This window comes from Rahnella sp. CJA17(1/100), from assembly GCF_963881615.1.
Taxonomy (GTDB): Bacteria; Pseudomonadota; Gammaproteobacteria; order Enterobacterales; family Enterobacteriaceae; genus Rahnella; species Rahnella aceris.
In genome coordinates this window covers 158,185-175,847 of sequence record NZ_CAWOJA010000011.1, presented here as the reverse complement: position 1 = coordinate 175,847, position 17,663 = coordinate 158,185, and the positions used below count along the sequence as shown (strand labels likewise).

The 17,663-nt window shown below is 48.6% G+C and carries 18 protein-coding genes and 1 pseudogene; 9 read left to right on the top strand and 10 right to left on the bottom strand.

Going from position 1 to position 17,663, the window contains the following annotated elements; genetic code table 11:
• Window positions 1-53: 53 nt before the first annotated feature.
• Window positions 54-824, bottom strand: a pseudogene (locus AACU55_RS07115) (Fic family protein); the annotation flags it as partial.
• Window positions 825-980: 156 nt separating this feature from the next.
• Between AACU55_RS07115 and panE the strand changes: the two are divergent.
• The 3 genes from panE to AACU55_RS07100 all read left to right on the top strand — a co-directional run bounded on the left by panE (window position 981) and on the right by AACU55_RS07100 (window position 3,171).
• Window positions 981-1,904 carry a 2-dehydropantoate 2-reductase gene (gene panE, locus AACU55_RS07110; protein ID WP_134705306.1) on the top strand — a complete coding sequence of 308 codons (924 nt, stop codon included), beginning with the start codon at window positions 981-983 and terminating at the stop codon, window positions 1,902-1,904.
• Between the two features lie 485 nt (window positions 1,905-2,389).
• On the top strand, window positions 2,390-2,623 hold the full coding sequence (locus AACU55_RS07105; protein WP_134705305.1) for a hypothetical protein: 234 nt from the start codon (window positions 2,390-2,392) through the stop codon (window positions 2,621-2,623).
• A 65-nt stretch (window positions 2,624-2,688) separates the two neighbouring features.
• Window positions 2,689-3,171: an Hcp family type VI secretion system effector gene (locus tag AACU55_RS07100; protein ID WP_134705304.1), complete on the top strand. Its 483-nt coding sequence runs from the start codon at window positions 2,689-2,691 to the stop codon at window positions 3,169-3,171.
• Window positions 3,172-3,196: 25 nt separating this feature from the next.
• Here AACU55_RS07100 and AACU55_RS07095 read toward each other — a convergent pair whose 3' ends face one another.
• The 5 genes from AACU55_RS07095 to ptrR all read right to left on the bottom strand — a co-directional run bounded on the left by AACU55_RS07095 (window position 3,197) and on the right by ptrR (window position 6,696).
• The gene (locus tag AACU55_RS07095) at window positions 3,197-3,511 is read right to left on the bottom strand and encodes a DUF1493 family protein (protein ID WP_134705303.1); all 315 of its coding nucleotides are present in this window, start codon (window positions 3,509-3,511) and stop codon (window positions 3,197-3,199) included.
• The gene (locus AACU55_RS07090; RefSeq protein ID WP_134705302.1) at window positions 3,511-3,960 is read right to left on the bottom strand and encodes an STM2901 family protein; all 450 of its coding nucleotides are present in this window, start codon (window positions 3,958-3,960) and stop codon (window positions 3,511-3,513) included. The genes AACU55_RS07095 and AACU55_RS07090 overlap by 1 nt, the downstream gene beginning before the upstream one ends.
• Window positions 3,961-4,122: 162 nt before the next feature.
• A complete protein-coding gene (locus AACU55_RS07085) occupies window positions 4,123-4,656 on the bottom strand; it encodes a cytochrome b (protein WP_037032725.1) in 534 nt (177 codons plus the stop codon).
• Between the two features lie 212 nt (window positions 4,657-4,868).
• A complete protein-coding gene (locus AACU55_RS07080) occupies window positions 4,869-5,276 on the bottom strand; it encodes an H-NS family histone-like protein (protein WP_013578019.1) in 408 nt (135 codons plus the stop codon).
• A 535-nt stretch (window positions 5,277-5,811) separates the two neighbouring features.
• A complete protein-coding gene (ptrR, locus tag AACU55_RS07075) occupies window positions 5,812-6,696 on the bottom strand; it encodes a putrescine utilization regulator PtrR (protein WP_134705301.1) in 885 nt (294 codons plus the stop codon).
• Between the two features lie 100 nt (window positions 6,697-6,796).
• Here ptrR and AACU55_RS07070 point away from each other — a divergent pair, with 100 nt between their 5' ends.
• Entirely contained in the window at window positions 6,797-8,182 is a 1,386-nt protein-coding gene (locus tag AACU55_RS07070; protein WP_134705300.1) for an aldehyde dehydrogenase family protein, read from the top strand.
• Window positions 8,183-8,314: 132 nt separating this feature from the next.
• Here AACU55_RS07070 and AACU55_RS07065 read toward each other — a convergent pair whose 3' ends face one another.
• The gene (locus AACU55_RS07065; RefSeq protein WP_013578016.1) at window positions 8,315-9,592 is read right to left on the bottom strand and encodes a PTS ascorbate transporter subunit IIC; all 1,278 of its coding nucleotides are present in this window, start codon (window positions 9,590-9,592) and stop codon (window positions 8,315-8,317) included.
• Between the two features lie 278 nt (window positions 9,593-9,870).
• Here AACU55_RS07065 and AACU55_RS25730 point away from each other — a divergent pair, with 278 nt between their 5' ends.
• The 3 genes from AACU55_RS25730 (at window position 9,871) to AACU55_RS07055 (ending at window position 11,057) form a co-directional block, all read left to right on the top strand.
• On the top strand, window positions 9,871-10,092 hold the full coding sequence (locus tag AACU55_RS25730; RefSeq protein WP_134705299.1) for a hypothetical protein: 222 nt from the start codon (window positions 9,871-9,873) through the stop codon (window positions 10,090-10,092).
• Between the two features lie 143 nt (window positions 10,093-10,235).
• Window positions 10,236-10,541, top strand: a complete 306-nt coding sequence (locus tag AACU55_RS07060) for a DUF1471 domain-containing protein (RefSeq protein ID WP_013578014.1) — start codon at window positions 10,236-10,238, stop codon at window positions 10,539-10,541.
• A 213-nt stretch (window positions 10,542-10,754) separates the two neighbouring features.
• The gene (locus AACU55_RS07055; protein WP_013578013.1) at window positions 10,755-11,057 is read left to right on the top strand and encodes a TM2 domain-containing protein; all 303 of its coding nucleotides are present in this window, start codon (window positions 10,755-10,757) and stop codon (window positions 11,055-11,057) included.
• A 124-nt stretch (window positions 11,058-11,181) separates the two neighbouring features.
• On the opposite strand, the gene fabV is transcribed toward AACU55_RS07055, so the two are convergent.
• Window positions 11,182-12,378, bottom strand: coding sequence for an enoyl-ACP reductase FabV (fabV, locus tag AACU55_RS07050; RefSeq protein ID WP_134705298.1), 1,197 nt, complete (start codon window positions 12,376-12,378; stop codon window positions 11,182-11,184).
• A gap of 197 nt (window positions 12,379-12,575) precedes the next feature.
• A complete protein-coding gene (locus tag AACU55_RS07045) occupies window positions 12,576-13,676 on the bottom strand; it encodes a DmsC/YnfH family molybdoenzyme membrane anchor subunit (RefSeq protein ID WP_240785612.1) in 1,101 nt (366 codons plus the stop codon).
• Window positions 13,677-13,955: 279 nt separating this feature from the next.
• Here AACU55_RS07045 and AACU55_RS07040 point away from each other — a divergent pair, with 279 nt between their 5' ends.
• On the top strand, window positions 13,956-15,413 hold the full coding sequence (locus AACU55_RS07040; RefSeq protein ID WP_037032721.1) for a sugar porter family MFS transporter: 1,458 nt from the start codon (window positions 13,956-13,958) through the stop codon (window positions 15,411-15,413).
• A gap of 175 nt (window positions 15,414-15,588) precedes the next feature.
• Window positions 15,589-16,263, top strand: a complete 675-nt coding sequence (locus tag AACU55_RS07035; protein ID WP_037032720.1) for a GntR family transcriptional regulator — start codon at window positions 15,589-15,591, stop codon at window positions 16,261-16,263.
• Window positions 16,264-16,418: 155 nt separating this feature from the next.
• On the opposite strand, the gene AACU55_RS07030 is transcribed toward AACU55_RS07035, so the two are convergent.
• Window positions 16,419-17,543 (bottom strand): GGDEF domain-containing protein, encoded by a 1,125-nt coding sequence (locus AACU55_RS07030; RefSeq protein WP_134705297.1) that lies wholly within the window; start codon window positions 17,541-17,543, stop codon window positions 16,419-16,421.
• Window positions 17,544-17,663 lie beyond the last annotated feature (120 nt).

The window sequence follows — 17,663 nt, the reverse complement described above, 5'->3', positions numbered from 1 at the left end:
GTGTAACTCCCCCGTCTTCGGGCGGGGGGTGTCGAATGAGTCATTGACGTTCAGTGTGAGGATTGCGTTTCAATGCCTTCACGTAACGCTTCCGCCAGGTTATCGAGCATAAAACTGATAAATGCCGTGTAGTCGCTGGCGCGATCGCATTCGCCAAGAATGCGGTAGTAATCCTGCTGCTGATTATGGATCAGCGTTTCTACCGGCAGCCAGGCGAGCTCTGAACGCCACTGGCTGAGGATCAGCGTCTGCCATAAGCGCCCCATCCTGCCATTACCGTCGGCAAACGGGTGAATAAATTCAAACTCATAATGGAAAATCGAACTGGCGATGAGCGGGTGGATATCCGTTTCCTTCAGCCAGTTCAGCAAATCTGACATCAGACGCGGGAGTTGCCCGGCCGGTGGTGCCATATGAATCAGCTGATTGTCACGATACACACCCACATTGCCGCTGCGCAGGTGGCCGGGCGCATCCACCAGTCCGAGCATCAGCGTCTGGTGAGCTTTCAGAACATCCTCAAGACGATGACTTTTCAATGCCGGTAACTGTTCGTACGTCAGAATGGCGTTACGCACTTCCTGAATATCTTTTTGCGGCGCCAGCACGCGTTTGCCTTCCATAATGGCGGTCACCTGCGGTGTCGACAGGCTGTTGTGTTCGATAGCGAGTGAAGCCTGAATCGTGCGGATACGGTTTTTTTTTCGCAGCAGCACAGATGACTGTTCAGCATGCGCAGCCCAACGCCCCAGCAATTCCCCGACGTCCACAACCCGGTTGAGGATATGCGGTGTGATACTGTACGGAGGCTGATAACCTGCCATTCAGTGCTCCTTGTTGAAATAGTGATGGGGCATAGTATCACGCGGCAAAATCTTCAAAAATCCCTCATTCATCATGGCTCTTGATCCCTGCCGCCCTCCTCCCGTAGTTTAAACAAACACAGGGTTTCTGAATGTCTTGATAAAAAAGGATAACGCATGAGAATTTTAGTGGTGGGTGCTGGTGCGACCGGTGGGTATTTTGGCGCCCGTCTGGCGCAGGCCGGGCAGGATGTGACGTTTCTTTTACGTGAAAAACGGGCGCAGGCCGTTCAGCAGGACGGGCTAACCATTCACAGTCCGCACGGTGATTTCCATTTCCAGCCCAATGTCTTACAGGCATCGCAGCTGACCGGGCCTTATGACCTGATTTTGCTGACTGTAAAAAGTTTCGGGCTGGAAGCGGCAATGAAAGATATCGCGCCGGTAGTAGGTGAAAACACGATGGTCATGCCGGTGCTGAACGGAATGAAACATATGGAGACGCTGAGCCTGCGTTTTGGTGAACATGCGTTAATCGGTGGTTTGTGCAAAATCAACGCGACGCTGGATACTGACGGACATATTCACCAGATGACGCCAATGCATCAGATTATTTACGGTGAACTCTCCGGCGAAAAAACTGAACGCATCCTGAAAGTCGATCAGGCATTCCAGAGTGCGGATATCGAGGCGGTGCTTTCTGAAACCATTATCAGTGATTTGTGGGAGAAGTGGCTGCTGCTTTCAAGCTTCGGCGCGATCACCTGCTCCATGCGCGGCAATATCGGCCAGGTGGCTTCTGCGCCGGGCGGGACGGAGTTTGCGAATGCCATTGTCACCGAGGCGCTGACCACCATGAAAGCCTTTGGCTACGCGGAACGCGCCGCTGCCGTGGCAAAAGTCAGGGACGCTGTCACTGATAAAAACTCACCGCAGACCTCCTCCATGTACCGCGATATGATGCAGGGTTACCCCATCGAAGCAGAGCAGATTATTGGCGATCTGGTTGAGCGCGCAACGCGTGTGGGGATTACTATTCCGCTGTTACAGGCGGCGTATACGCATTTGTGTGTGTATCAGGAAAACCACGAATCTCACTAAAAGCCTTCCGCCTGTTGTGCATTTTTAAAATGCTGAACGGGCGTTTTCAAAATCTGCGATTTCCCATTATTGCGCTGCATTACTCCTACGATTGCCCCAAAAGCAGAAATGCGCAGACAGCCACACATTGTCTATCTTTAACGCAGACGACCCCTCACCCACAAAAACAAAAAACCCGCCATCAGGCGGGTTCAATGCGGTGCTTCGATTAGCGGTCTAACACCTAACAGGCGACCTACATGCACAAAGTTACCGCAAAATGCAATTTGTGACCACAATTTATGTTACGTTCTTCGTAACAGTTGATCTTGAACAAACCTCAGGTTTGTTCGCACAAATCGGAGTTATGTTACGTTTTTCTTAACGCATGCGATTTCAGATTCAACATTCGATTAATCAATAAATTTCACTTAAGTGTTGAGATCAAATTAAATTCCTCTTTGCCTTGATACTATCTCCGTGGACTTTTCGCCGGGTAGCTCTGGGTGCCAGATTCAGAAAAGATTCACAGTACCGTTAAACAGGCGACCTACATCGCTTGTGCTACGGTGGGTTCTCTGGCAAATCAAACGTGGCAAGCGGTTTCAATTGAGGCCGTTTCAATGAAAAAGTGCATCTATGCATTGCTCATTGTATTGGGTGGTTTTAATGGTATTGGACATGAGGGCTGGCAGATAACTGGCAATCAGGTCAACATTAATTTCACTCAAGGGAAGTAGCATTAGAGAACCGCCCCCAGGGGCGGTTTCTTTATTTTGAACCTAATGAAAAGGAGTTTGTGACTATGGCTATACCAGCATACTTATGGTTGAAGGATGATGGCGGCGCACTGATTAAAGGCGGTGTGGATGTTATCGGTCGTGAGCATAGTATTGAAGTGAAGGGCTTTCACCATAATCTGATGATCCCTACTGATAATGCGACGGGCAAAGTTACAGGAACGCGCATGCATTCCCCTTTGCTGATCGTGAAGGACTTTGACTGTTCCAGCCCCTACATCTATAAAGCGGTGGCAACTGGTCAGAGTCTCGAATCTGCCGAGATTAAATGGTACCGCATCAACGATGCTGGCCGGGAGGTTGAATACTTCAACATGCTGCTAGAGAAGTTAAGGATCGTTTCGATTTCGCCAGCTATGGCCGGAAGCGATAATCCACAGGATAACCATCTGGAAACCGTAGAGTTACGCTACGAAAAAATCACGTGGAAGCATAACGACGGCAACATTATTTTTGCCGACTCATGGAACGACCGCCAGACGGCATAATGTGAAAAAAGGGGCGCGATGCCCCTTAATCGTAAAGCCACTTACCAGCTTTGGCTGACTCGATAATCATCTCGACCGTAAGAGGCTTGTACACCTTATTTTTATACTCTCTCCTAAGCCGAAACCACCACCACGGCAATTCAGGCTCAAAATAATTGTCGAGATTAAAATTTTCATAGCTGATGCTATACCGAGTGAACAGGTCAGTCAGCATTTCCCCTAATTCGTCTGTCACTAAATTAAAGTGTTCCTGAAACGTCCAGTCCTTGCTAACTGGCTTTCTCCACTCACTGTATTTTTCCGTGATGTATTGAAGAATCTCATTTTCATCCACTTGCATCAGAAGTACGTCCATGCAATGCGGTCTTGAGGATAGGCGATGAGGTTGTATTTATCGCGTGTATCCTTTGCCACGATGGCACAAATTATTACCGCCTGAGCGTAGCCTAAATACGGAACCCAGCGGCCAACAATCGTACCAATCTGATTTGTGTTCCTAACCTGACCATAGGCGATTGTGGGAATTTTTAGATTACTTGGAAGCTTGGCATCCTTAAAGATTCTGCGTGACATTTTTGATGCAATGCTTGTCCTGCTTCCCTTTGAACCTAAGACTTTCCGCTTTGGTATAAGTGGCGCTCCTGCAATGATGGTTGCGGCAGTTTCTATTTCTATACCGGTGTGATTTGAGAAAGATTCCAAGAAGATTAACCAGAACAACTCTTCTTTCATTACATTGTCGTTGCCGTGATAAAAGTATGTACCGCCCAGTGTTTCAGTAGTATCCATTTCAATATCCTTTTGATTAGAAGGGCTTTAGGATACTGCCGCATTTATTAGCAGGCAATATGCCCCCTCGCACTGGATATCATCATTGTTCCTTCCGTCACGTTAATCGCTCCGTTGATACCCGAAACTTGCAACGGTTTCTCAGACCCACGCATCCGGGGGTTATTTTCGCGAAGGTAACATCCGGATTAGCGTGTTATCGCGCCGGCGATAGTGATGCCAGAGGGCAGCCAGAGCATGTAATCCGATAAGATAATACCCGGCGTTCGCGAGCCATTCATGCAGCGTTTTAAACTGTTTCTGTAAAGGGAGATCCGGAAAAACACTTTTAGGCATAAGGATGTTAAACATCGTCCAGTCATGGCCGCCATAATAACGTGACAAGATGCCCAGCACCGGCAAGCTTAAAAACATCAGATATATAAGTACATGAGCCGAACCTGACAAATAATGCTGCCAGCGCGACAACACGGGTTTAACCGGCGGCGTGACATACATTGCGCGAACAAACAGACGCATACACATCAGGAATAATACGCAAAATCCCAGGCTGTAATGCGTAAGGGCTAATAACTCCCTCGCTGGCGTGCCTTTTGCAAACCACCCTTTTATATCCATCGTGGCATAGGTCAGTACGACTAACACAAACACCAGCCAGTGGAGCATAATTTGAACGAAAGAATATCGGGTACGCATAGAAGTTCCGGTAAACGAAGAGACGTTAACCTTACTTATGCAGACTTAAGCTTACCTTAAGAACAATGACGGAGAGTAATGAAAAGGAAAAAATCCCCAGAAACGCGAGAATTTTTAAAAGGGGGAACAGCAGAATAAAAACTGGCGGTGAAGTACGTTTTTCTGCCCGGCTAAAAAGCGGGGCAGAAAAGCGCAGCACATCAGCCGTGAGGTCAGCGCGCGATCAGGAAGCTTTCAAGTGTAGCGCCGCCATCCAGCGCTGCTTTAATGGCAGAAGGCGTGCGACCCTGACCCGTCCAGGTCTTTTTAGAACCGTCAGTGTCTGTGTACTCGTAAATGGCCGGACGTGGCTTACGTTTGGCTTTAGTGGTTTCTTTCGCGCTCTGGTGGCCCAGCAGGTCATCAATCGCGATGCCATCGTTTGCCAACATTTCGCGGTATTTCAGTAATTTTTCGTCGCGCTCTTGTTGCTGCGCACTGCGCGCTTTGGCATTTTCGCGAGTTTCTTCAACAATGGCAGTCAGTTTCTCAAGAATTTCTTCCAGAGTACTCAAAGGCATTTCGCGAGCCTGAGCCCGAAGTGTACGGATATTATTCAAAACGTTTAATGCGTTGTCCATGATGTGCTCACTTTAGATATGTGCCATTAAATTAGTGACTCTGATTCTACACAAACCAATATTGATATCAATTGCGTCAGGATAATATTACAACCTATTACACAATTCCTGCGTGAGCCTCTTTGTTTTAATGCGTTAGTTTTATAAGTAATTATTGTATCTGGGTTAATAAATTTTCAGCGCACAAATCACCTTCAGAACTTCAAAATAAGCAGGAAAACATTATTAAGCTAAATTTACCTCTCTTTATAAGAGTATCAGTGCGTGAATAACATATGTTGCTATTATGTACAAATCGGGCCAGTTCTTTTCTTTTGATGCGGATCTCACGCTTACTCTTATTCATTTCGCTAAAAATTTTCCTGCCGGAAATCGACGAAAAGCATCTTCTGCACAAAAAATTTAAAGCGGTTTACGCAGCATCGCTTTAAAATGTGACTCACGTCACACAGGATGTTTATTTACCCTATGTTTAAGACCATTTTTATTGTTTGCGCCGCGTGTGTGGCGCTGAAGCTCGCACTGGACTGGCAGATTATTTTGCAGGTGGCGGAAGGTTAACCGTTAACTGAGAGGCCAGAGCCGCAAATTCTGTCAGATTGCGGGTTAATGCGCCGCGCCGCCATATCAGCCACGTTGTCAAAAAACGATAATTGTCGGCCAGCGGCCAGATGCTCACCGTGCTGCTGCCCGGCATACTTTCCAGCATACTGCGCGGCATCAGCGCCAGCCCGCCGCCGGCTATCACACAAGCCAGCATGCCGTGATAAGACTCCATTTCGTAGATTTTCCCCGGCGCAGCGCCATCATCCGCAAACCAGCTTTCGAAATGGCGACGATAAGAGCAGTTCGACCGGAACGCATACAGAATCTCCCCGTTAACATCCTGCCCACGAGTCACAGGCGCGTGATGTAAGGGGGCGACAATCACCATTTCTTCTTTATACACTGGCACGCCATCCAGAACCGGATGCAGCACAGGGCCGTCGACAAACGTCGCTTCCAGCGCCCCTTCCAGCAATTTATCCAGCAATTCCCCTGAAGGGCCAGTGCTCAGCGCCAGTTCAACCCTGCTGAATTGCTGGTGATAACGCGCCAGTAAAGTGGGGATCCGCACCGCTGCAGTGCTTTCCAGCGCGCCCAACGCAAATATCCCCTGCGGTTCTGTGCCCGCCACGGACACCCGCGCTTCTTCGACTAAATCGAGAATACGGTTGTTGTAACTGAGAAAGTTTCGCCCTGCTGGCGAAAGGCGCAGACGCTGATTCTCGCGGATGAATAATTCGACGCCCAGTTCCGCCTCAAGCTGTTTAATGCGTGTTGTCAGATTCGACGGGACACGATGCACCCGCTGGGCAGCGGCGCTGATACTGCCGGTTTCAGCAACGGCGCGAAACATCTCGAGCTGTGACAGATTCATAGTCTTTCTCAAAAAGTGAACGGTTTACTTATTTTTATTCATTTTTATTCATCTTCGCAAGTCTCTATGCTGAACGGACTGGATAAATGAGGATCACATAATGACAACGCCCGACACACACGCAATTTCGCTCAACCCGTTCAACGGCCAGCGTATCGCAGAGTATCCTTTCGACACCACACTGACTCTTGAGATGGCAGTCACACAAGGCAGCGCGGCCTATAAGCAGTGGCGCAAAACGGATATCGCTCAGCGCGCATCCCATCTGCATAATCTGGCGACTGAACTTCGCAAAGCCAGTGAAGATATCTCCCGCATGATCAGCCGCGAAATGGGTAAACCCATTAAACAGGCGCGCGCTGAAGTGGAGAAATCCGCAAGCCTGTGCGAATGGTATGCCCTGCAGGGCCCGGCGATGCTCGCACCTGAACCCACCATGGTCGATAACGGCGAAGCGCATATTCATTACCGCCCTTCCGGCATGATCCTGGCGGTTATGCCGTGGAATTTCCCGGTCTGGCAGATCCTGCGCGGCGCGGTACCTGCGTTACTGGCGGGAAATACATTCCTGCTTAAACCTGCCCCTAACGTGATGGGCACGACCCGTCTGGTGAAACAGGCTGCGCTGAAAGCCGGTTTCCCGGCAGGGGCCTTTGGCGTAATTAACGTCGGGAATGCAGATGTTGCCGGGTTGATTGCTGATCCGCGCATTGTTGCCGTCACGGTAACCGGCAGCGTGCGTGCCGGTGGTGCTATCGCGGAGCTGGCAGGTAAATCACTGAAGAAATGTGTGCTGGAGCTGGGCGGTTCTGATCCATTTATCGTGCTCAATGACGCCAACCTCGATGAAGCGGTGAAGGCGGCTGTCGCGGGCCGCTATCAGAATACCGGACAGGTTTGCGCCGCCGCGAAACGTATGATTGTTGAAGAAGGTGTGCTGGAAGCCTTTACCGAGAAATTTGTGGCCGCCACGCGGGCACTGGTCATCGGCGACCCGCAGGACGACGACACCTACATCGGCCCGATGGCACGCTACGACCTGCGCGATGAGCTGGACAGGCAGGTTCAGGAAACGCTGTCAGAAGGCGCAACGCTGTTGCTCGGAGGTGAGAAAATTGCTGGCGAAGGTAACTTCTATGCCCCCACTATTCTGAGCAACGTGACGCCACAAATGACCGCATTCCGTCAGGAGTTATTTGGCCCGGTCGCAGCGATTACGGTTGCACGCGATGCTGAGCATGCAGTCGAACTGGCGAATGACAGTGATTTTGGTCTGAGCGCGACGATTTATACCGCCGACCTGGCACGGGCAGAACAGATGACTGGCGAACTGGAAACCGGCGGCGTATTTATTAACGGCTACAGTGCGTCAGACCCGCGCGTAGCGTTCGGTGGCGTGAAAAAAAGCGGCTATGGTCGTGAGCTTTCACACTTCGGTTTACGCGAGTTCTGTAACGTGCAGACCGTGTGGAGCAACCGTAAATAACCGTTAACCGGTGGAGGTTTAAACTAATCACAGGATTTTATAATCCTGTGATTATTATTTTTTTGCCAGCCTGTGAGTGAGGCCGGGCATCAATCGCCGTGACGGCCTGCTGATAACGAGACGCCTTTGAGGTTACTTAAACAGCCCCATCAGATGGTCCAAAATCAGCGAAGAGAGGGTGAAATCAGGGTCAGCAAATGTGACACCCTGCGCACCAAGATGTGAGAATAATGGCAACGTCAGTGCAGGTAATACACATAACAGCAGTCCGTTGATACCACTGGCAATAATCGCGCCACGGAACCCGCCGGTGGCGTTACCGAAGATGGCCGCCGCGCCTCCCGTAATAAAGCTCGCCATAATGCCCGGAACAATAATGGGCAATCCGACAAACGGGAAAATGAGAATACAGGCCAGTTCCACAGAGAAGCTCACCAGAAAACCAATCAACGTGGCATTTGGCGCTTTAGTGAAAAGCACCATGACATCCACCGCCGGGACCGCGCCAGGTGCGAAAACTCGTGAGAATCCTTTAAACGCCGGTACGATTTCCGCCGTAAATAAGTTGACGCCTGCTTTGGCGAGATACAGACCGCAAGCAAACACAGCCGACTGCTCAAGAATAAAAATAATCGTATTTTTATCTGCCGCACCGGCGCCATACACAAGCGTCATCGCCGTTTTGATCTGCGGTTGCGTAGCGAATACACAGGATATCAGCAGAAGAACCAGCATCGTTAAAAGCGTGGCGATATTGGGTTCACGCAGGAAATCAAACTTGTTACTAATTTTGAGATGTTCTGTATCGGTCTTTTTATTACCGAACCATTTTCCCATATATGAACCGATGATATATGAAGATATGGCTGCGTGAGAAATGGCATATTCGTCAGAACCGATGATTTCACGGCTAAATCTGTTCAGGAAAAACGGAGAAGCGGCCATATAAAGACCGATGAAAATCGACGAGATGATAATAATGGGATAATAGCTATAACCCAGTTGCATCAGCACTGCTGTTAATGCAAAGGACATAAACAGGACAAGATGCAGTGAGAGATAGATAAATTTCAGACGCGTAAAGCGGGCCAGAAGAATATTAATCACCATAGAGAACAACAGAATTATCGCTGCCGTTGAACCAATCTGATCGATGGTTGCTGCCATGATGGCTTCATTACTCGGCACCACACCAACAATGTTAAAGGCGTTAGAAAACAAGGTGCTAAAAGCCGTTAACACTTTCATTAAAATTGAGCCACCGACCTTTATCATGGTAAATCCGATAAAAGAAAGTGCCGTTCCGGTGATGATTCTTGATACTGATGCTTTTTGAAATACCAATCCCAGAAATGCGATAATCGCAATGATAACAGCCGGTGTTTTAACCAAACTCAGAAATATTTCCATCTTCCCCTCTTTCATTGAATTTATATTGATTGAAAGTTGCGGCCTTTTTATAAGAAACTTTATCGTTACATTTTTTCAACATTCCTCATTCATCCTTGCTCAGACGTCATTCGAAATTTGTTTTTATGAAACAATGTTTCTTTTTATTTGGCACGGTGTTTTATATAGAGTTCGTGAAAGGGATGATGTGAAGTGACTCGCAATTAGTGGAGCAGAAGGCATTTTTTAATGTGTTTTGGAATGGACATAACAAGAGGACACCGGTCTGGCGAAGCGCAATGCTGGCCGCCGCTTCCCGCGCCGTGGGTCTGAATACTTCGACGCTATCCAGCGCACTCTCCGGATCGTGGACGAAAGGTGAAATGCCCATACTGCAGACAGGGCGCGAAATGTGCCCCTCTTTGCACTCATTTCAAAAATACATGACCTGTAACCAGGTGAAAATATCCTCTGTTACTTTCGTGTTAATTGTGGCGGGAGGTTGCTTAACAAAGAATTAGCAATTAAAGCTAAAGGTCATTACATGAAAAGGTATTTATTAACCTCACGCTCGTTAAATATCTCAGATGCGTCATCACAACGATCGATTAACGGTGCGGCTTAATATCCGATTTAGAAAAATGACCTGATGAGGAGTAAATCCATGAAAGGCTTAGTGAATGATGTCTTATCCATATTCTCACCCAAAGCGGTTAAGCCTGTTTTGGTTCGCTCAGGGTTATCACATCGCGAGATCGCCTCGCTGCAAGCTGTCGGCGTGAGCACGGTGTCCTGGGCCACCTCCATGGAAGAACTCAACAATGCATTTGTTAAAAAAGCACTGGATGCAGGCGCTGTCGGCTACCACATTACCCATGTGGAATCGCACAAACCGGGTAAAGAGCAGCAACACGTTATGGCTGCCACCGCGACCTTTTACCATATCAATCACAAAGTGGCCTATGGCTGATGTGCCGAGCAGAGTGTCATGAAATAAGAACGCCGCAGGCTTTAGGGTTTGCGGCGTTATTTATTGATGAGAAAGCATATTGAAGACCATTCACTGGCCGCGCGGTACACGGGTGGAGCGCCGCCCCATCAGCCTGGAGCATCATCATTCTCTTTTTCTTAATGGTAATTACGGGTAAGATTAGTCCGAATAATAACATGTAAGGAAATAGAAATGGGATCTATGGTTTTTTGTAGAGGATGCGGAAAGGAGATCCACGAGTCGGCTAAATCATGCCCTCATTGTGGCGCCACTCAAAGTATTAATCCTCAGGGGACTAAAAGCAGGGTTGCTGCAGCGTTGTTAGCTTTCTTCCTGGGTGGTTTTGGTGTTCATAAGTTCTATCTGGGTAAAATCGGGCAAGGGTTCTTATACCTCATCTTCTGCTGGACGTTTATTCCTTCAATAATTGCATTCATTGAATTCATTATTTATCTGTGCGATTCAGATGAAAACTTCGCCAAAAAATACGGTTGAGTTTAGCTATCTGATTATAAAAGCCGCTTTCAAAGTGGCTTTTTGAAATCTACTAAACATTAAAAAACCCACACCCACCTTTCGGCAGATGCGGGTTCGCATAATCTCTGTACGCTAAATCAGATTACATCTGGATCAGATGTTTGATTTTCACGTCAGGATTGGTGTCGGCAGCATAATCAACACCGTTCAGGCCAAAGCCGAACAGACGCATAAATTCGCTTTTGTAGCCTGCAAAATCAGTCAGTTCCGCGATGTTATCGTTGGTAACTTCATTCCACAGTTTACCCACTTCAGCCTGCACTTCTGGCGCGATCTCTTTCAGGTCAGCGCGCAGACGGCCTTCGTTGTCGACCAGCGGCTCAGCGCCGTACAGGCTGTCTTTGTACAGACCGTAAACCTGCTCGATACAACCTTCGTGAGTGCCCTTCTCTTTCATCACTTTGAACAACAGTGACAGGTACAGTGGCATCACAGGAATAGCAGAACTCGCCTGCGTCACAACGGCTTTCAGTACGGAAACGCGTGCGTCGCCGCCCTGCTCTGCCAGTGTGCTGCGGATATCCAGAACACGTTTGTCCAGATCCTTCTTGGCTTCACCGATAGAACCGTTCCAGTAGATGTCCTGCGTCACTTCTTCACCCAGATAGGTGAACGCGGTAGTTTTCGCGCCTTCAGCCAGCACACCGGCAGCCTTCAGATCGTCGATCCACATCTGCCAGTCTTCGCCACCCATAACTGCCACGGTGCCCGCGATTTCTTCAGGGGTTGCCGGTTCCAGTGTGGTTTCGTTGATGGTTTCTTTGTCGGTATTGATGCCGCGAATAGTGACTTGCTTACCGATTGGTTTCAGGGTGGAGTTGAACACTTCACCGGTTTTAGGATGGGTACGACGTGGCGCAGCCAGGCTGTAAACCACCAGATCAACCTGACCTAAATCTTGTTTGATCAGCTCAATGGTCTTTTGCTTCACTTCGTCAGAGAACGCATCGCCGTTGATGCTTTTTGCGTACAGACCTTTGGCATCCGCAAATTCTTCGAATGCGGCTGAGTTATACCAGCCCGCAGTGGCGGTTTTGGATTCATCGCCCGGACGTTCGAAGAAGATACCCAGCGTTGCTGCGTCAGAACCGAAAGCAGCTGAGATGCGGGCAGCGAGGCCGTAACCGGTAGAAGCGCCGATCACCAGGACTTTTTTCGGACCGCCTTCGATTTTGCCTTGCGCGGTAACGTAGTCGATTTGTTCTTTAACGTTCGCCTTGCAACCTTCCGGATGGGCAGTAACACAGATAAAGCCACGGATGCGTGGTTTGATAATCATATAGACCTCATTGCAACTGTCTCAGTAAATTGGCCGATAGAATATAGGTTTGCGCCGTTTCAGGCAAAACCTGACGCTTCTTCGCCGTGTAAACAGAGTTCTCTGACCCGAAAACAGGCTCGTTTTCGGCAGAAAGCATAAAAATTGAGCCAAAAATTATCTCTGTAGTGTAACGCAGTCCCGCCTGGATGTTCATTTCAGGCCTCACGCATTCCAAAAACATGGCGGCGGCATACCGGACATTCATTATCCTGCGCAGACCAGGCGGGAAATATGCAGCCACACACCCGGCATTCTGCTTGTTCAAGCCTGGAAACGGTTAACGGACTTTCACTGTTTTCACGCGCGGATACGGAGATAGCGCCATCGAAGCACACCGCCTCGCAGTTGCCACAACCGGTACATTTCACAGGATCCAGCGTTAATGCCAGATTATCCAGGCGGATGGCTTGTTCGGGACAGACACGGCTACAGGCACCGCAGAGAACGCAACGTTGTTTGCCGAGATCAACGTGATATTCACTGATCTGCGTAAAACGGGCGCGCCTGGACCGACGCCCGACAGGTACGTTACCGGCAGAAGCGCCTTCGTTTTTAAGATGCAACCACCGGCGGCGTGAACCGTTCATCGTTTGCCGGGACGGTGGCACAATATTCCACAGCGGTTCCTGCATTCGTTTCAGGCGAACATTCAGCGTGGCGATGGCCTGAAACCAGCCAGCCGCGCTTTCCGCTTTCATCTCAACAAAACGGATGCCGTATTCGCTGTGCCACATCAGCAATTCTTCAGTACAGGGCGCAACGCGAGTCAGCGGCATCACCAGCCGGTCATCGCGGTAAAACATCACGTAAGTATTGATGTGCATCCAGGTCGCGACAGACGTATGAGCGTAAATCGCGCTCATGCAGAAGAGATCAATCAGGCCCAAAAGAGAAGCGAGCAGCAGAAGAGAAGTCACGACGCGTTTTGCTACCAGCCCAATCAGCCTTGTCAACCCCAGAATACCGAGATAGAGACTGGCGAAAACGATTTCCCGGCTCAGCCAGGAACTGCTGATATGACTCAGCGCATGAAAGGCATTCAGCGGATAGCCCAGATGCGCGGTTGAAGCGACAAGGCCCAGCGCACCGGCGACAAAAGCCAGCAACATGGCAGGTACTGCAACGCGCCATTTTTCCTGCGTATTCAGGCTGTCAGCGGCATACATCATGATAAATGTGGTGAAAAGCGTGCTGCCTGCGGAAAGCTGGATATGGTGGCCAGCAGCGTCGAGCCGCGCGCGGTACGTTCGCCACAATTATGCCGCGGTGACTCACTTTTAGGTAAGAATAGAGGTTTCATCATCGTTTGATGGAGCCTGACATTCTTGATGTTTATTTGTTAAGCATTACTAATCACTTTTACGAATATCTCGTCACAAAAAAGTAACATCCCCCCCGTTAAATTCAGCGCCACCAGCCTTCGTTTCCCTTCATTTTTCCCGTTTCCTTTCAATATCCGGATTATGCGTTAGATTTATAATGTGTGACATGAGTCACACAAAAACCATAAGAAAAGTAATGATTAGGGAGCATCTGTGAGTGAGAAAATAAACAGTGGCGGTCGGGATGATGCGGCGAAAGCCTCGCAACCGACCGAACCGCTGGTGAAAGTAATTGCCTTTATTGCCACCCTGGGTGGCTTACTTTTTGGCTACGATACCGGGGTGATTGCCGGTGCTTTGCTGTTCATGAAGCACGATCTGCATCTGACATCGTTAACAACCGGGATGGTCACCAGCTTCCTGATACTGGGTTCGGCTGTGGGTGCAGTCTGTGCTGGTCGCGTGGCTGATCGTTTCGGACGTAAGAAAGTCATTCTGGTGATGGCACTGATCTTTATGGCCGGTTCGCTCGGTTGTGCCATGGCGCCCAACGTCGTGATAATGATTATCTGCCGGTTTATTCTGGGGCTGGCAGTCGGTGGCGCGGCAGCGATTGTGCCCATCTATATCGCGGAAATCGTCCCCTCTCATCGCCGCTGGCAGTTCGTTACATTACAGGAACTGATGATCGTCTCCGGCCAGCTGATTGCGTATACCAGTAATGCGGCCATCAACGAAGTGTGGGGTGGCGAAACCACCTGGCGCTGGATGCTGGGTGTCGCCTGCGTTCCGGCGGTGGTGTTGTGGGTCGGGATGCTTTTCCTGCCTGATACTCCGCGCTGGTATGCCATGCACGGCCGCTATCGCGAAGCGCGTGACGTGCTGGAACGTACCCGTAAGGCAGGCAGAGTAGAGAAAGAGCTGAGCGAGATCCGCAGTTCCATGAGTTCCAAAAGCGAGAAGCATTCCCGCCGCCAGAAGACTATTTCCGTCTGGATGAAACGCCTGGTATTTCTGGGGATTGGTATCGCCATGCTGCAACAACTCTCCGGCGTGAATACCATTATGTTCTACGCACCGACCATGTTGCAGGCCACGGGGTTAAGCACTAATGCGTCTCTGATGGCGACTATCGCCAACGGGGTCATCTCAGTGATCATGACGTTTGTGGGCATCATGCTGCTCAGCCGTTTCGGGCGCCGTCCGCTGCTGCTGACCGGTCAGATCGGCTGTACCCTGACGCTGCTTGCCATCGGATTAGTCACCTGGCTGATGCCGGAAACTGTCAACGGTCATCCCGATGCGGTTCGCAGCTATCTGGTACTTGGCGGTATGCTGATTTTCCTGTGCTTCCAGCAGGGCGCGTTGTCGCCTGTTACCTGGCTGCTGCTGTCGGAAATGTTCCCGATGCGCATCCGCGGCATGGCTAACGGCGTATCGGTATTTGCCATGCAGATGACCAACTTCTCCATCGCCTTTATGTTCCCGATCATGCTGGAGTCTATCGGGCTGACGATGTCATTCTTCTGCTTTGCCGCCATCGGTGTCGCAGGCGGAATATTTGCCATTATCTTTGCGCCGGAAACGCAGGGCAAAACGTTAGAACAGATTGAGAAACACTTTAAAAAGCACTTGCAGGATGACCCTGCTCCGCAGGAAGCAGGAAGTTAAGCTGGTCATGTAATAACCCTGCCTGGTCAGCATGATATCTGGCCAGGCAGTGGCTTCAAAAGAAAGAAAAGCCTGCCCCCGCCATCCTCACATTTGATGCATCATGTTGTATAATCGTTTTCCACGGCCTCTTCCCAACTCCGGGTATGCGCACTCTCATTGCTACGGTGAACTTTTGAATTATCCCATCAGCTCAATTAATCACGCCTATCTGGGCAGCAGCGTTTACGCCACCTTGCGCGAGGCACTGATTACCGGCCGCCTGAAACCTAATGATCGTTTACGTATCCGCGAACTGGCCGAACAGGTGGGTACCAGTGTCACGCCGGTGCGGGATGCGATTTTACAGCTGGCCAAAGAACAGGCGCTGGAAATGCGTACCCCGAAAGACATCCGCGTACCGCAGCTCGATGAACAGCAATATCAGGAAATTCGCACCTTACGGCTGGAACTGGAAGGTCTCGGGGCGGAGAAAGCAGCACAATCGGTAACGGAATATGAGTTGCAACGGATTACGCAGAATATTAAAGATAACCGCAAAGCCATCAGCAGCGAAGATTTGCCCGAAGCACTGCGCCTCAACAGCGAGTTCCATCTGATGCTGTCACAAAGTGCGCGGATGCCCCTTTTAAGCAATTTCATCGACAGTTTATGGATGCGCACCGGCCCGCTGATTGCACAGGCTTATGCTCATTTCTCACAACGTATGGCCATTGAACATCACGAAGAGATTTTGATTGCACTGCGTAAAGGCGACGGCGCAACCGCCAGGCGTGCCATTCAGGAAGACATTCTCGACGGCAGCCAGAAGATGGTCGAGTTTCTGAGCGTAAGTCGCGAAGTCCTGTAGCGTGCGTGCTAACGTATGCGCTGTGAAAAAAGGGTATTCAGGGGGTCTGAGATTATCTCGCGGACTCTTTTTAATGTATTAAGTGAAATCTCATTTATTTGACACATAGAAGAAAACATCAGCCAGTAGTATCTGGCATACTGTGACAACAGAAATTACCTGAGGATATCATTTTCAAAAACAACTTCATTTCTCTGACGCTTTGCCAGATAGAGATTCGTATCGGCTTTAGAAATGATTTCTTGTAATGTTGCATTCTGTTTCTCACACTGAGAGATACCGATACTTACTGATAAAGATAAATCATCAAGTTTTAAACTCTTCACTGAATGACGGATCCTGTTTGCAATTAATAATGCATCTACAGGTGTGGTATCTTTAAGTATAACGATAAATTCATCGCCTCCGACCCTGCCAACAAAGTCAGTTCCACGTAAGCTCTTAAGTATTGTTTCAGCAATCAGAGAAATAGCCGTATCACCTTTGGCATGGCCATAGGTGTTATTCACGTCTCTTAAATGATCAAGGTCGATCACTAAAACACTAAAAGGCACATTATTTTTCTTGGATTTTTCTAATTCGTAACTTGCTTTCGCGTAAAATGCCTCCCTTCGTAAACATCCTGTTAATCCATCTTTAGATGCATATTCATTGAGGACCCGGAGATATCCTCCTGCTATTAATGACAGTAAATAGCTAATAACCATCGATAAAATGATAATAATTAATGCAGGCCAGACGTTCGAAAAATTCATTATAGATTTCGAGAAAGCGGGTTTTCCCAGAATGGAATATTTACGTATTTTAACCCCGACTAAACTGTAGCCTTTATCATGCAAGGGTAAAATAGAAATGATGGTATTCTCATCAGCAAACCTTCCGATAGCAAATCCACGATTAGCACACACTTTATTTAATACAACGGGAATATTATGAGGCTGTATTTTTTTGACTGAAGTTAAAAACTCTCGAATTTTGGCGTTACATTCTTGCGGATTTCCTGACTTAGAGAACAGTAAAGTCTTAACTTGCACCTCAGTGTATTGTGAAGGATTCCTGATATAGTTTCCTGCTGAGATATCTCCTTGCAAATTATCTGAATCATAAAAGCTGCCCATATTTTGAATGTTATTAATATTGCCTTTCCACTCCTGAACATCCTGGCTGTACAATAAAGGGAAAATAATAAGTGAAGAGACTACACCACCAAATAAAACAAATGAAACAGGTTTTGTAAGTAACGGGAGTAATACTACCCACTTCCAACTTGAATAAATCATTCTTTACTCCCTGAGTAACCATCACATTCTTAATACATTCAAGTAATTTATAATTCCCTCATGTGATTTTAAAATACCACTCACCAGGTCTTCAACAAAGATCTTTTTGATAAAGAGTTA

Coding starts and splice junctions, on each gene's coding strand:
- AACU55_RS07030 (WP_134705297.1), bottom strand. CDS start 17,543: ATGATTTATTCAAGTTGGAAGTGGGTAGTATTACTCCCGTTACTTACA.
- AACU55_RS07060 (WP_013578014.1), top strand. CDS start 10,236: ATGAAAGGCTTAGTGAATGATGTCTTATCCATATTCTCACCCAAAGCG.
- AACU55_RS07070 (WP_134705300.1), top strand. CDS start 6,797: ATGACAACGCCCGACACACACGCAATTTCGCTCAACCCGTTCAACGGC.
- panE (WP_134705306.1), top strand. CDS start 981: ATGAGAATTTTAGTGGTGGGTGCTGGTGCGACCGGTGGGTATTTTGGC.
- ptrR (WP_134705301.1), bottom strand. CDS start 6,696: ATGAATCTGTCACAGCTCGAGATGTTTCGCGCCGTTGCTGAAACCGGC.
- AACU55_RS07065 (WP_013578016.1), bottom strand. CDS start 9,592: ATGGAAATATTTCTGAGTTTGGTTAAAACACCGGCTGTTATCATTGCG.
- AACU55_RS07090 (WP_134705302.1), bottom strand. CDS start 3,960: ATGGATACTACTGAAACACTGGGCGGTACATACTTTTATCACGGCAAC.
- AACU55_RS07055 (WP_013578013.1), top strand. CDS start 10,755: ATGGGATCTATGGTTTTTTGTAGAGGATGCGGAAAGGAGATCCACGAG.
- AACU55_RS25730 (WP_134705299.1), top strand. CDS start 9,871: ATGCTGGCCGCCGCTTCCCGCGCCGTGGGTCTGAATACTTCGACGCTA.
- AACU55_RS07085 (WP_037032725.1), bottom strand. CDS start 4,656: ATGCGTACCCGATATTCTTTCGTTCAAATTATGCTCCACTGGCTGGTG.
- AACU55_RS07100 (WP_134705304.1), top strand. CDS start 2,689: ATGGCTATACCAGCATACTTATGGTTGAAGGATGATGGCGGCGCACTG.
- AACU55_RS07095 (WP_134705303.1), bottom strand. CDS start 3,511: ATGCAAGTGGATGAAAATGAGATTCTTCAATACATCACGGAAAAATAC.
- fabV (WP_134705298.1), bottom strand. CDS start 12,378: ATGATTATCAAACCACGCATCCGTGGCTTTATCTGTGTTACTGCCCAT.
- AACU55_RS07080 (WP_013578019.1), bottom strand. CDS start 5,276: ATGGACAACGCATTAAACGTTTTGAATAATATCCGTACACTTCGGGCT.